Annotated in this window: 16 protein-coding genes; all 16 read right to left on the bottom strand. The window is 42.2% G+C overall.

All coding sequences use genetic code 11. The annotated features are described in order from the left end of the window. Window positions 1-849, bottom strand: an 849-nt coding sequence (locus LKE01_RS10815) for a DNA topoisomerase (RefSeq protein WP_263862390.1), incomplete at its 3' end; no start/stop codon positions are given. Window positions 850-855: 6 nt separating this feature from the next. Next, window positions 856-1,266 carry a hypothetical protein gene (locus tag LKE01_RS10810; protein ID WP_054769755.1) on the bottom strand — a complete coding sequence of 137 codons (411 nt, stop codon included), beginning with the start codon at window positions 1,264-1,266 and terminating at the stop codon, window positions 856-858. Window positions 1,267-1,280: 14 nt separating this feature from the next. Further along, complete coding sequence (locus LKE01_RS10805) at window positions 1,281-2,138, bottom strand: conjugal transfer protein TrbL family protein (protein ID WP_146979243.1); 858 nt, start codon at window positions 2,136-2,138, stop codon at window positions 1,281-1,283. Window positions 2,139-2,143: 5 nt separating this feature from the next. Beyond that, entirely contained in the window at window positions 2,144-2,518 is a 375-nt protein-coding gene (locus tag LKE01_RS10800; protein WP_146979242.1) for a hypothetical protein, read from the bottom strand. Window positions 2,519-2,532: 14 nt separating this feature from the next. After that, window positions 2,533-4,086, bottom strand: a complete 1,554-nt coding sequence (locus LKE01_RS10795; RefSeq protein WP_146979241.1) for a VirD4-like conjugal transfer protein, CD1115 family — start codon at window positions 4,084-4,086, stop codon at window positions 2,533-2,535. A 1-nt stretch (window position 4,087) separates the two neighbouring features. Beyond that, a complete protein-coding gene (locus LKE01_RS10790) occupies window positions 4,088-4,558 on the bottom strand; it encodes a hypothetical protein (protein ID WP_054769756.1) in 471 nt (156 codons plus the stop codon). Then, window positions 4,559-4,927 carry a thioredoxin domain-containing protein gene (locus LKE01_RS10785; RefSeq protein ID WP_054769757.1) on the bottom strand — a complete coding sequence of 123 codons (369 nt, stop codon included), beginning with the start codon at window positions 4,925-4,927 and terminating at the stop codon, window positions 4,559-4,561. Next, window positions 4,914-5,531: a hypothetical protein gene (locus LKE01_RS10780; protein WP_054769758.1), complete on the bottom strand. Its 618-nt coding sequence runs from the start codon at window positions 5,529-5,531 to the stop codon at window positions 4,914-4,916. Before LKE01_RS10780 ends, LKE01_RS10785 begins: the two co-directional genes overlap by 14 nt. A gap of 14 nt (window positions 5,532-5,545) precedes the next feature. Continuing rightward, window positions 5,546-6,700 carry a phage tail tip lysozyme gene (locus LKE01_RS10775; RefSeq protein WP_054769759.1) on the bottom strand — a complete coding sequence of 385 codons (1,155 nt, stop codon included), beginning with the start codon at window positions 6,698-6,700 and terminating at the stop codon, window positions 5,546-5,548. Continuing rightward, window positions 6,701-8,119 (bottom strand): type VII secretion protein EssB/YukC, encoded by a 1,419-nt coding sequence (locus LKE01_RS10770; RefSeq protein WP_054769760.1) that lies wholly within the window; start codon window positions 8,117-8,119, stop codon window positions 6,701-6,703. Further along, a complete protein-coding gene (locus LKE01_RS10765; RefSeq protein ID WP_146979240.1) occupies window positions 8,112-10,130 on the bottom strand; it encodes a VirB4 family type IV secretion system protein in 2,019 nt (672 codons plus the stop codon). Before LKE01_RS10765 ends, LKE01_RS10770 begins: the two co-directional genes overlap by 8 nt. An 11-nt stretch (window positions 10,131-10,141) precedes the next feature. Further along, window positions 10,142-10,801 (bottom strand): TrsD/TraD family conjugative transfer protein, encoded by a 660-nt coding sequence (trsD, locus tag LKE01_RS10760; protein ID WP_054769761.1) that lies wholly within the window; start codon window positions 10,799-10,801, stop codon window positions 10,142-10,144. After that, window positions 10,770-11,132 (bottom strand): conjugal transfer protein, encoded by a 363-nt coding sequence (locus LKE01_RS10755; protein ID WP_146979239.1) that lies wholly within the window; start codon window positions 11,130-11,132, stop codon window positions 10,770-10,772. The genes trsD and LKE01_RS10755 overlap by 32 nt, the downstream gene beginning before the upstream one ends. 20 nt (window positions 11,133-11,152) lie before the next feature. Beyond that, window positions 11,153-11,488 (bottom strand): CagC family type IV secretion system protein, encoded by a 336-nt coding sequence (locus LKE01_RS10750; protein ID WP_024855764.1) that lies wholly within the window; start codon window positions 11,486-11,488, stop codon window positions 11,153-11,155. 1 nt (window position 11,489) lies between these two features. Next, window positions 11,490-12,104: a hypothetical protein gene (locus LKE01_RS10745; RefSeq protein WP_057963198.1), complete on the bottom strand. Its 615-nt coding sequence runs from the start codon at window positions 12,102-12,104 to the stop codon at window positions 11,490-11,492. A 36-nt stretch (window positions 12,105-12,140) separates the two neighbouring features. Continuing rightward, window positions 12,141-12,452 carry a hypothetical protein gene (locus tag LKE01_RS10740; RefSeq protein ID WP_008212308.1) on the bottom strand — a complete coding sequence of 104 codons (312 nt, stop codon included), beginning with the start codon at window positions 12,450-12,452 and terminating at the stop codon, window positions 12,141-12,143. Between the last annotated feature and the right edge of the window lie 126 nt (window positions 12,453-12,578).

The raw sequence follows: 12,578 nt of genomic DNA, 5'->3' as shown, positions 1-12,578 counted from the left end.
TCGTTTTTTGCCTTGTTTTTGGACGTCCTTGATAAAACCGTCCTGTGAGCCTTTCTGAACGTGTTTAGCCTGCATGAATGTTATTAGCCCTGTTTCGTCTTTAAATCGCTGATAGGGGTCTAATTTTGCGACAAATTTTTGCTGATTAGCTAAAATTTCCGCATTTAGTTCAAAATAGGGTTCCGGCTTAAAGTTTTTGATTGCCTGGTCTCTTTGATAGACCATATACAAGGTTGGCGTCTGCACGCGACCAATCGAGTACACCCCGCGTACCCCGTTTTGTCTTAATAACAAGGTGTATAAAGGGCTGCCATTCATACCAATTAACCAGTCGCTAATTTGACGGGTTTGGGCTTCTTTATACGCCAAATAGTCTTTGTGCCAATCACCAAGATTTTTGAAGCCGGTAATAATCGCGTCTTTTTCCAAACTATTCAACCATAGTCGCTTAATGGTCTTCTTTTTAACGTCAATCTGGGCTTGGTTCATGATTGACCAGGCAATATTAGAACCCTCTCGGCCACTATCGGTGGCAACAATAATGGTATCGGCCTTCGTTAACAGGTCTTTGACGACCTTGAATTGATCTTTTTTACTAGCTGACACCACAAACTTGTATTTATCGGGAAAAATCGGTAAATTAGATAAGGCCCATTGCTGGTATTTCCGATCATATTTATCCGGTGTGGCTAGTTCAACTAAGTGTCCGAGACCATACGTGACAAGCGTATTCTCGGGCAAAACAGGGTCACTAACCGTATAGTAACCCTGTTTTTTTGTGCTCTTTTGAAAGGCTTGGACGTATGAACGGGCTTGACTGGGTTTTTCAGCTAAGATAACAGTGGTCATATTCGTTCACTCCTTGTGATTCAGCTTCTGTTCTAATTCTTTTTTCCCTTGTTCAGCTGCTTTTAACCAAGTTTCACGATGCAATTTTTGTTGCTGGTCTATCGATTGTTGTTTCAAATATCGTTGATACCGGTTGATGGCTTTGAAATCTGCATAGGCTGACCAACGGAATAATAAGCCACCCAGCAGTAAAACTAAGGCCATTAGCGCAGTTCCTAAAAAATCGGTATGGTTCGCCGTGAAAAGCTCTTGGTATAAATCCATTAACATGAGGTAAATTCCCATTATATAGAAGACCATGCTAACTAAGGTATCAAAATAGTAAGACAACTTAGTCCGCCGTGAAGGTGTTGTAAAAGGATCGGTTCGCATATCTTTTTTGGCTTTTTCCAATAACCAGTGTGCGATTTTCTTCATAACTATTTTTCCTCCTAGTGATTACGGAAATAATTTTGAAACATTCTCATGGCACCCATACCAGCACTTTTAGTCACACCGGTTGAAGCCCAAAAGTCTTTAACGGCGTCAGGTGTTTTGACCACCAGAAAACCGAATCCGATTGAAGCAATAAAAGCAATAAACCCGTATTTAGCCATATTAGTGAAACACCATACTGATAGTGACATACAAAGCACCTGGCTAATAATGGAGGCATTATAATAAATGTACTTCTTCCACCACGTGCCACTGTAATCAAAACTTTCAGTCGCCATGCTCATTGCAGCTAAAGGAATCGTCAGGTTGTACCAAGCCATATCAGCCACAAACACACACATCTTGATAAAGAACACGACGGTTACGACAGTGAAGATTAGCAGAAACAAAATCTGTAAGGGTAGCGAAATGCCAACATCTTTTAGCCCAGGTACTTTATTCATGCCGGTAATTGATTTAGCAGTAAACTTCTGATCAGAATTAAACATATACTTTAGCAGGGGCAAGGTAATTGAACCTTGAATAAAGCCTTGTAAGAACACGAAAACCGGAATCACGGCCGCTGATTTAATCCCGTCCATGATGATATTAGCCCAAGTCACATCGGTACTTTCGTCCGCCTCTTTTAGAATTGTCATCACAATACGCCCAAGGACAACCACAACGACTAACGATGTCGCAAAGGACAGGAAGATGGCATACCACGTTTTAATAATCGGCAAGCTTTGATTGGCTTGGTCAATGATTGCCTTACAGATGTTGAATAAGCCGTCCAACAAACCAGACAGTGCCCATTCAAAAAACTTAGCAATCGCTCCCTGAACCAGTCCTGAAATATCACCTAAAACAAACATATCTATCACTTCCTTTTTTGCAATTCAAAGCTTCCTAATCCGTCATCTGCTTTCGCAGTTTTATTTATTGCTTTAGCTTTATAACCATCGCTAATTTGAGTTAATTCAAATTTTTGATTTTTCTCATCATCAGTATTTACTTTTAAATATTCTTTACCAGAAGTATTACTGACTGAATAATTGGCATTTACATTCATCAAGGGGCTTTCAATAATCATTGTTTTTTTATTAAATTGGGTTTTGTAGCTTTGTCCTTTTTGGTTGAGATACCATTTATTACTTTGCAAATCCTGTGCTGTAGACTTCCCACAAGCGGTTAGACCGACAGCAATCAGCAACACTGTCATCACAGCGATTATATATTTCCGATATTTTTTCATTAATATGTCCTCCATTAGCCAAGTAAGTTGTTATCGTCGTCCTCTTCTGGCTCCTCTGTTTGACTATCTTTATTTGAAACCCTCTCTAAGTCACTGTCTAGGTTGTCCTGCTGTTGCTCCTCCTCTGTTTGAGACATCTTGTTTGCGGCTTTTTTTTGAGCAGTCTCCTTTAATTTTGCTTTCCATTTCGCTACTCTTTGATGAAAGTTGGTTTCCTGGCTGGCTTCTGGTTGGCCTTGATACTCATTCTGTGACAAGTTAACCAAATGATCGGCTCCTGGAAATAGTTTAAATTGGAACGCTTTTGTCGCTTTGACTGGTCGCGCATTGCTAAAGATTAATAAGCTCTGATCTTCGGGCATACGCATAATTTCATCGGGCGTCATGAGCGAACGACTCGTATAGCTGTAACTATCACTTTTGCTGTGACTTTCTTCCTTGCTATGACTGGTACTCTCACTACCGGTTTCCACTTTCACAGTTGATTTTCCTAACAGATCACTAAAGTATTTAGCGGTCACATCATTAGCGGCATTTAAGCAAATCTTAACGGCATGATTTCCTAAGATACTCTCGGCCTTATCCTTGCCATACAAGGCTTGGAGCTGGGTTAAGGTTTGACAAATTGTCGTCACGCCAATGCCGTACCCCCGACACGTCGCTAGGAACTCCTCATACTTGGGAAACTTCCCTAAATTGACAAATTCATCAAGGATAAAGTCGACTTGGTGGGGCAATTTAGCGTGATGATCGGCGGCTAATTTGTATAATTCATCAAACAATTGTGAGAAAAACAGATTGATGAAGCTTTCATAGGTATTGTCCATCACCGGAATAATCACATATAGCACCACTTTGTCGTTGCCAATCTCTTTTAAATCAAAATCCGAAAAGCTGGTAAAATCGGCCACTTCTTTGTCAACGAACTTCGAAATGGTCGCCAGCAGACTTTCAATAATGCTGGCTTTCATTTCCCCTTTAGCCTTTTTGAAACCTAACTCATAAGCGCGTCTCGCTGGATCAGTCATAGTTAGATCAAGAAACAAGGTATCTAGCGGACTATCCGCACCCTTTTCCTCGGCTTCAACGTCATTTTCTTGTAAGACTTGCGTTACGCCCGCCAAATTTCGTTGCTCTGGTGACCGGTGGTTCATGACAAACAGGATTAGTGCCTTCAAAAGTTGCCGTTGGGTACTGAACCACACATCTTTTTTACCTTCGGCATTTTCACTTTGCACGATCTTTGTTGCCACGGTTTCGGCTTGAATATCGCGCTGAATATAATCAAAGGGATTGTAGCGGTCACTGTGCGCCATGTTGGCAAAATTGACGACATGTACTTGATAGCCTTGAGCTAGTTTGATACCGGCCGTCTTTTCGTATAATTCACCTTTCGGATCGGTCACGACAATGCTGTTCTCCGTTTCGTTAAACAGGTTGGTAATGACGACTGACTGGGTCTTATATGATCCAGGTCCCCCAACCACAAAGATATTCCGATTGGGTTTGGTGCTGTTATTCTGGTAAACAATCCGTTTATCCACGATCCCTAAAATCGTCCCATTCATGTTAATCTCCCCCTTTCGCTGACTTTTCTCGATCCACTAATGATTTGAGAATTTCTTCCTTGGTACTCTTGTTAAATGCTGTGGTGAGGTCTTTGGCATTGATACTAAAGTAATGGTCACTCAACTCTTTTAGATTGCCCCAAGTCGCACTCCCGTGGGTTTCAGTGTCCGCAGTTTCCCAAGCTTTATGCTTGCTATTGCGTTTCAAAGCAAAATAGACGGTGTATAGGACCACAGCAATACTGACGATAATTAATACCGGATTCTTTTGACCCAAATACAAGTTGTAATAGTGCCAGGGGTGCAAGGCTAATTGTTTTAATACGGTTGGCATATGATCCGCAAAAGTTAGCTTATAGTGCGACAAGGCCATGACTGATCCAGCTAAAATCTCCGCTAAATACAAGCCAATGATTAGCGTTAGTAGATATGGCCAGCTGACTTTAACGCTGTTTAATAATTTGTCTTTCATCTAATCACCTACTATCTGTTTAATCCTTTGTTGGTTGGTACCGGAGTATTGTTGCTTGCCATGGATCAAGGTTGGTACTGACGTTAATTGATATTTTTGAATGTAATGCCGATTCTGCGGTTGGTTCATGTTAATCAAGACGATGTTGTGACTGATTGCGTTGTGCCAATAAATCTGATGAAAAATAGCTTGGCAATCCTGGCAATCATCGCGATAGAAGAACAACACTTTTTTAGGGTGCTTAGTTAGCGTCACAACTGTTTTCTCTTTCTCAACATGGTTCACATAGCTATGACCTGCAAAGCCTAATACTGCAAGTATCACCACGATCACCGCTAGGGCTTTGCTTACTTTTTTAATCAAGGTCACTCGCTTTAAAACTGTTCCCAAGATTCTGTACATCAGTGATTCGATCCGTGGTGGTATCGAAAGTCACTTGATAAAGTACCGTCGCCTTTTGCCAGTCGTTGTCGCCACTCTTACTTTCGTAACTGACAACGGCCAAGCCTTTCATATTTTGCCCCTGCTTACTTTGCGTATACAGGTTCAGTTGATTTAACTTAGCTGAAACACTATTGCTATCACCATACGTGCCCTTATTTGAAAAGTATTGCTGATATAGCTTGTCGGAAATCAAGTCTTTCACGCCATTTTTACGCTGACCGTAGGTCTTGGGCTTAAAGTTATTCATGACCTTAAAGAACTTGGTGACTACCGTATTAAAACTCAGTTCAGCCTGACTTTTGTCTTTATTATTTTGGTAGGTCTTATAACTGTCAATTTGGGTGCTCAATAACTGCTTTTGTTGGTTGGTTTTAGTCAATTGCTGTTTAACTTGGCGCTTCTGTTTTTGTAAACGACTGATCTGTTGTTGCGCCTGCTTAACTTGGCTATGTTGATAGGCATTCGTTCCTAATGACATAATTAAGATCAAACTACCAAGTGCAATACTTAAAACCACGCTACGCTTCATTTGTTGGTTCCTCCTTACTTCTTGATTGGCCGGGCTAACGTTACATCGCTACCACTTAGTAAGCTATAAAAGGCGGTGCCAAAGGTGCTTTCGTTAACTTTGTCACCCGTACCACCTTGCTCAATGATCTTAGTGGCTTTTCCTTGCCATTTGCCTAGCAGAATGGCAGTGTGACCGTTGTTTCCGGCTCCCACGCCTTGATTAACGATCACAATATCGCCGGCCTTTGCGTCATTTTCACTGATTTGTTTCAAATACTGATGACCCCCCTTCGCGTCACTTGCCATTGATCCGGTAAACCAGCCCATGTTGGCCGGTACCTTGTAACCAGCCTTATTCAAAGCTAACCAGACAAAGCCTGAACAATCTGTCCCACCGGTTTTGTTAGGATTCTTTAAATCGCTACCTAAATCGGGGCTAGGGTGGGTTTGAACATAATAGAAGTCGCCCTTCATACTTTCCGCGTTTTTAACAATGCTGCCACCGGAATAGCTCGGGTCACTATCACAACCTAGTTCGGTCAGATCGCCGGAACTTGCATTATCTAACGTATTACCGGCCACGGGATCACTTGCACCCAACACGGAATACCAATGATCGGCATAACCGTATCTTTGGCTTAAATACCATTGTTCCGGGTTCTTACTCATACCCTCGTAATCCATTAACCAGGCTTTGGTCGCTTTATGCACGTCCGCATATTTAAAAATCTGCTTGTTTGACGCATAGTAACTACTGTTCAATTCTTGGTCGAGATAATCCAACTGTACCCCGAGATTGGTCGCTGGTTTATTTTCTTTATGGGCTAAATCTTCCAGTTTATCTTTTCGACCACCTAACCACTGGGCTAAGCCCGTGGCCCCGGAACTGGAATTAACGGACTTGGGATCAAGGCGACTTTCTAGTTGTAAGACCCCCAAGATACCGGCGGCCGCTTGTGGGGTGGCACCATACTTTTGCTTCCAGTGCGCATAGATGTTTTTGGCATTTTCTGTCATGCTCTTACTATTTAATTGCGTTTCTGTGGTCGTTGAATTATCACAACTATTTTCTTGCAATTGACCAGTAAGCGCGGCGATTAGCAAGATGATTAGCAGAATGGCGCCGCCCACAATATAAGCAATCAACTTCCACTTCTTTTTCTTATATTCGAAAGACAGTACTTGCATTTAATCACCCACTTTGTGCTTGGCCTGATCGACTTGTTTTTGCGCTGCCGATTGGTCACTCTGCGCGTTCTTTAAGTCCGACTTAGCCGAATCCACCTTCTTGTCTTTATCCTTATCTTTACTGCCATCAATCTTGTTGGCGTCATCTAACTTCTTTTGGGCGTCACTAACTTCGTTCTTAGCGGCATTGAGACTTAACAGGGCTTTTAAATACTTAGCTTTAGGACTATTCACACCGGCTAATTTGGTTTGGACGGTCTGGGCGTCTTGCGTATCGTTATGGGCGAGGAAGGCTTGTCCCATTCTCAATAAAACATCAGCGTTCGTCGTAAAGGATAATTGGTTATTAAGCGTATTGGTATCATAATTAACAATCGCTTTTTCAAGTTTCAACTGGTCTTTTTGCTTGCTCGTCGCCTTAGTTGGTAACTGCCAATCAGCCACTTGGCTGTTATCTTGGTTGGCATAAGCCGCATTAACAACCTTGTTCAACTGACTTGGGTCAACGTTTAAAGCTTGCTGGTACTGACGATGCTTTAAAAAGACACTGACTTGCTTAGTTGAAGAGTAGCCGGCTCGTTGCATATCTTTTTGTGCTTCTGACCACTTCTGATCATTTAAAGCGGTCTGAATTTGACCGCTATATTTTAATCGCGTGACCTGGGCTTGGTTCTGGTTAGCTAAGCTTTGATATTGCCGTTCATCACTTTTATGGACTAAGCCGACGGCCAAAACGGCCACAATCGCCACCCCGGCCACACTCAACCATAATCGTTGTTTGGTTTTCTGTTGGGCCGTTTCAACTGCCTGCCATTCGTGATAGCTCACAAAGTCCTCAATGCCATTAACCACTTCCGTTAACTCATTTAACGACGTAGCTTTAGCTACTTGTTGTAAATAGTCATCCGGGTGTTTGGCCAAGGCTTCTTGGGGATTGCTTAGTAGCCGTTCATAGGGCGTCCCCGTCAAGCAAAATAGAATCAGCGCTTTGTATTTGGCTAAATTGCTATGCTTGTCATCATAAGGCATGAGTTCATTGGCCCGGTAGGCGTACCAAACATGTTGCATGGGGTAATACCACAGGTTAGCTGGGTTCAACGCAACGTGATACTGGCTATCGTTAACCACCTTTTGCGCCATGATTTCCTTGGCAATCGCTGACCGGATTGCTTTATTTTCATGTGGTAATTCCTTTAATGATCTGACCTTATCCGGCAAGGTATAAGTTAAAACAACCTTCTGGTCTTGCTCAACCACGTTAACCAATTGCAAGAACTTGGCATCAGTTTGCTTTAATTCGTTTAGCTCACTCAACTGGTCATATCGAAACTGATTGTGATTGAGTTCGAGAATTAACTTGTTCCCCTGTCGTTTGAAGGTGCCAACCTCGATATTTAATAACTGATTTGATTTACTCATTTAAAGTCCCTCCTTCCTCCTCGGAGGTAGTTAAAGCGTCAATCTCACTAGGTGTTAAGACCACGCGCTTTTGATAGTCCGGTTGCCCGGCTGTCTCACGGTGATATTTTTCTTGGTAAGCTTCTGGGTCAATTAGCCGTAGTTCTTCTTCGGTCAACTCGACACGCATAAAGGCGCGTTGGCTACCATAGATCATCAGGGCTTCACCTTGTCGTCTGCGTTCTAGTAACTTCTTTTCTTTATCCGAGAACGTCATTCTTAACTTAGTAATGACATCATCGACACCTTTACCATCAAGGCCAAAGAATACCTTGGTATAGGAGTTCCCAATAATGGCTTCACCAATGTTCTGCCCGGTATCTGTCGTGCCTTCAATCACATCTTGAATTTGCTGCGTTCCGGCAATCGCCCCAGCATTATACTTTCTAAACCGCTTGTAGGCTTGGTGGAAAAAGGTGGCGGCTGCTTTGTGCAAGGTCAAGAAATGAAATTCATCGACAAACAATTTCTTGCGGCTATGCCGATCTTTGGTAATTTCGTCCCACAGGTATTGAAAAGTATTCAGATAAGCCGCTGATTGGACTTCCTGTTCACTTTGTAGTGGTTTTAGATCAAAAGAAATGATCTTCCCCTTTAGGTTGACGTTGGTGTGACCGTCAAATAGGCTGTTAGAACCATGAGTATAGCTGCCTAAGATGTAGTAAAAGTCTTTAACCCGACTGAATTTGTCTTCGTCTTTATCAGCCAGTTTCTCCAATTCGTCATAAACATTGGATAAGGTCGGCCACTGATCGTCTTTAATCTCTTTTAAGCGGCTGTATTTCAAAACACCACTGTTGACGTAAGCTTGTTTAACGACATCATCAAGGATTGCCAGCTCAACTTGGGTAATCCCGGTTTTAAGCACTTCAAAGAATCCCTTTAATCGCTGGATTTTATCTTTAACTAGTAAATCAAGGTTCGTGACCGCTTCATCGGCGCTTAAGATTTCTTCGGAGAAAATTTGTAGCGGGTTAATTTTGTACTTCGCATTAGAAGTTAAGTGCAAGACTGCGCCACCTAAAGCTTCGACAATTTTGGTATATTCATTTTCTGGATCAATAATGTAGAGTTGATAGTCTTGAATGGCGTAGCGTAGAATTTTCTGAATCATATAGGTGGTCTTGCCGACCCCCGAGGTCCCGATAATCACTTGATTTTGATTTAGGGTCTTGTTGCGATCCAACATATCTACGGCAATTAAGCTGTTGGTATCTTTGTTAACCCCTTCAATATCGCTTCTCGGCTTTAAGTCCAGAATTTCAGCGTCATCAAAAGGAAACATGCTGCTGGCGACTTCGGTATTACTTTCTTTATAGGTGTAATCCCCCATGAGGTTCTCGTTAATTGGCATGGTTGACCAGAAAGCTTGAAAGGTTGCTTTAACGGGCACTAAGGGCTTCATTTGTAGTTTAATCAACGTATTCTTGACGTTCTCGGTTAAGTCATCTAAGCCTGCTAAACTGTTGGCCCGCAGATAAATGAGCATATGTTGGTACACAAATGTGGTAGAATTATCGAGGTATTTATCTAGTTGCATGTTGGCTGAATCAATATAATTTTGCAGAATCTTCTTTTTATACGGGTCGAACGTATTGAGCTTCTGCGCTTCCTTATTTTGAATCGTCTTCTTGTAATAGGTAATCATTGAATTGTTACTGGCGCTGTCGATATATTGCACAATATCGATAACGCCTTTTTTGCGCTTCAATTCTGACAACCAGTTGCCGTAAACCCGCTTGGGATAGTCAGCGATCGCTAACACCCGAATAAAATTCTCGCCCGACTGGACGTAGGTGGGGTACTGTTCCCAGCTAAACGGGAATAGTGAATGCAAGCTATCGCGATCAATCAGTTTGGTAAAATCCTCAACCTCCGGTTTGGGCTTACTACCCGTTTGGTCGCTGTTGCCTTGGTTATGCTCTTTTTTAGTTGGCATAAATAAATCAATGACCTTATCACCAAAACTCATACTGTTACCCCCTATCCATTAAAATTGATCAAGTTCTTTAAAATCTCTTGGACTTCTTGACTGGTCAAAACTTTGGCCGTCACATCAAAATCCGTTAACGCATTTTCAATGTCTCGTTTAACCTGTTCGATCTTTTCGTCTAAATGAGTGACAGCTAAGTTTAAGCTTTTAACGCTCTTGTCTTTAATCGGTACCTTAACGATTAGCAGATGTTGCTTAGTTGTCATGTTTTTGGATTCCTGGACTTTAGTAAAGTGATCCAAGTAACTGGCTATGAGCTGGATTTTGAACTGTTGCTCCGGGTGGCCTTTTTGTAAGGCGAGATACCGGCGTTTGAGACCGTTAAGATAAGCCGTCATATTGACGGGAATCGTCGGCTCTAAGAACTGTAACGTATCATCAACGCCTTCACCCAAGGTACTCATGAGAAACGCACCATAGTCTTCAAAAACGTCCTGTTGTTCGGTTTCATTAAGTAAATCAAGGTTGATCCCGCTAACTTCCAAAATGCCAACGAGATTACCTGTTTTGGTAACTTCGTAGTTACCATACATACCCACCACCAAGCTCATGTCATCAATGGTCTCTTTGCCACCATTGATTTTAGGCGGTTGGTAATCCCAATCGAGCTTCACTGATTTATTGGCGGTTTTGCTCTTTTTCAAACGCATTTAGTTCACCTCGCTTCTTCGGTTTTAAATAAAACAGTTTCTGACCATTGGCATAGCGGCGTTTCAACTTAAAGTTATCCCGTACTTTAATATTCTTCCGCGCCGAAACTGGCCTAATTGTTAAAATAGCCATGACAATCGTCATGGCTAAGACAACAATCACTATTTTTATCAGGACTAAGATCAGACCATAGGGTGGGATCGCAATAAAAATTAAGCCCACTAGTCCTGCCAGTCCCGCTACGCCAAAATCCTTCAAGGTGTAGTCTTTCCAGATCCCGTAATCTTTATCTACGTTCTCTGGGAAGATAAATTCTTTTCCTTTCTTCATTTGGCAGGCTCCTTTTTAAATTAAGTGAATAGGCTGTAAACCCAAGGTAGTAGCCAGATAATCGCTGCCGCTAGGGCCACTAAACCAGCCACCCGGCCAACCGCGTGATAAACCTCTGATTTCTCTCGCGGATCGTCTGCGTCAGGCATTCTTTTGATAATAATAAATAGCGCGACACAAATCCCGACTAAAACGACCAACCCAGTTAAAATACCTTGAATCGTCTTACCAGCGCTGGTTAGCTTGCTTTTAACTTCGCCACCGTCCGCCGCCAAAACAACCTGGGCGTTCATCAAGCCCAAATAAATCGCAGTAGCTCCAGTAGTTGCTAACGCTTTTACTTTGCTGAACTTCATGTTATTCCTCCTTCCTATCATCTTCTGATGTTCGTAATTGAATTTGTTCTGCCTGCGTTTCTTCTGGTTCACGCTGATAGAACTTGTCCAATTGTTCCTCAGCAATTTGCTGGCTTGGTAATGAGTCGGTGGCTAATTTGACGCGACCATTTTCACTTGTGGCTAAGTAATACTCTTTTTCTGACTGACCTAATTCTTGGGCCTCTAAGACATGCAAATTATGTTCGTAACGGCCTAAGGCGTTATCAACTTCTAAGCCATAGAAGCCTAAGAAGCCTTCCAGGAAACTCTCACCAAAAAAGGTCATTTCATTTTTAATCTGCTTATATTGATGAGTCGGTTTATCACTTACCAATTTTTCGGTCTTTTTAGCATTTTGACGGTCTTGATGGCGATTAAACCAGCCCCTAAGCTTTAACGGCTCAGTCTTCAACTGGCGTTTAACGGTCTTCTTAATCATTGCTTGCCGGACTTCGTCAATTGGCTGACCGTCTTGATCTAAAATTGCTTGTAACTGTTTTGGATCAGTCAATGTTTGATCATCATCAACCACAATCGCCTTTTGATCATCATGAACTAGCTTGCCATTAATGCCTTGCCAGCTTTCTAATTGCATTAAATCACCTCCTCAAAAAAAGCGCGTTAGGGGACGCTAAACAACTAGCTTTCCCCTAACCCGCCCGGTAAAATGGATTGTTAGGAGGGTGACACCTAGAATCGTAACTTCCAGGTGCTGATCCCCGTTAGCAACTTCACTGCTTACGAGGACGCCCTCTTTTTTTATGTGGTTTTTAATCCATTCAATGCCATCTTCAGATATTAATTTAACTTTGCCCGTTTCCATGAGCATTTCACTTGGCAACTCGTTAGGGTGCCGTCTTAACCAAACACTCACGTACGTACTACCTCGTTCAAGCTTGAGACTAGCTTGAGCTAAGCTAAACCATTCCTGTTTCTTTGTCACATGTGAATACTCCTTTCCCTATATTATGGGTTCATTGTACCATTAAATGAGCACGTTGGTGCACTTTTGATTTTACATTTAGATTACAAGTGCATGCCCCAATCTTCATGCCGGTTCCGGGTTTGA

The sequence above is a fragment of the Lentilactobacillus kefiri genome (assembly GCF_007989105.1).
Lineage (GTDB): Bacteria > Bacillota > Bacilli > Lactobacillales > Lactobacillaceae > Lentilactobacillus > Lentilactobacillus kefiri.
This window is presented reverse-complemented; position numbering and strand designations above follow the sequence as displayed.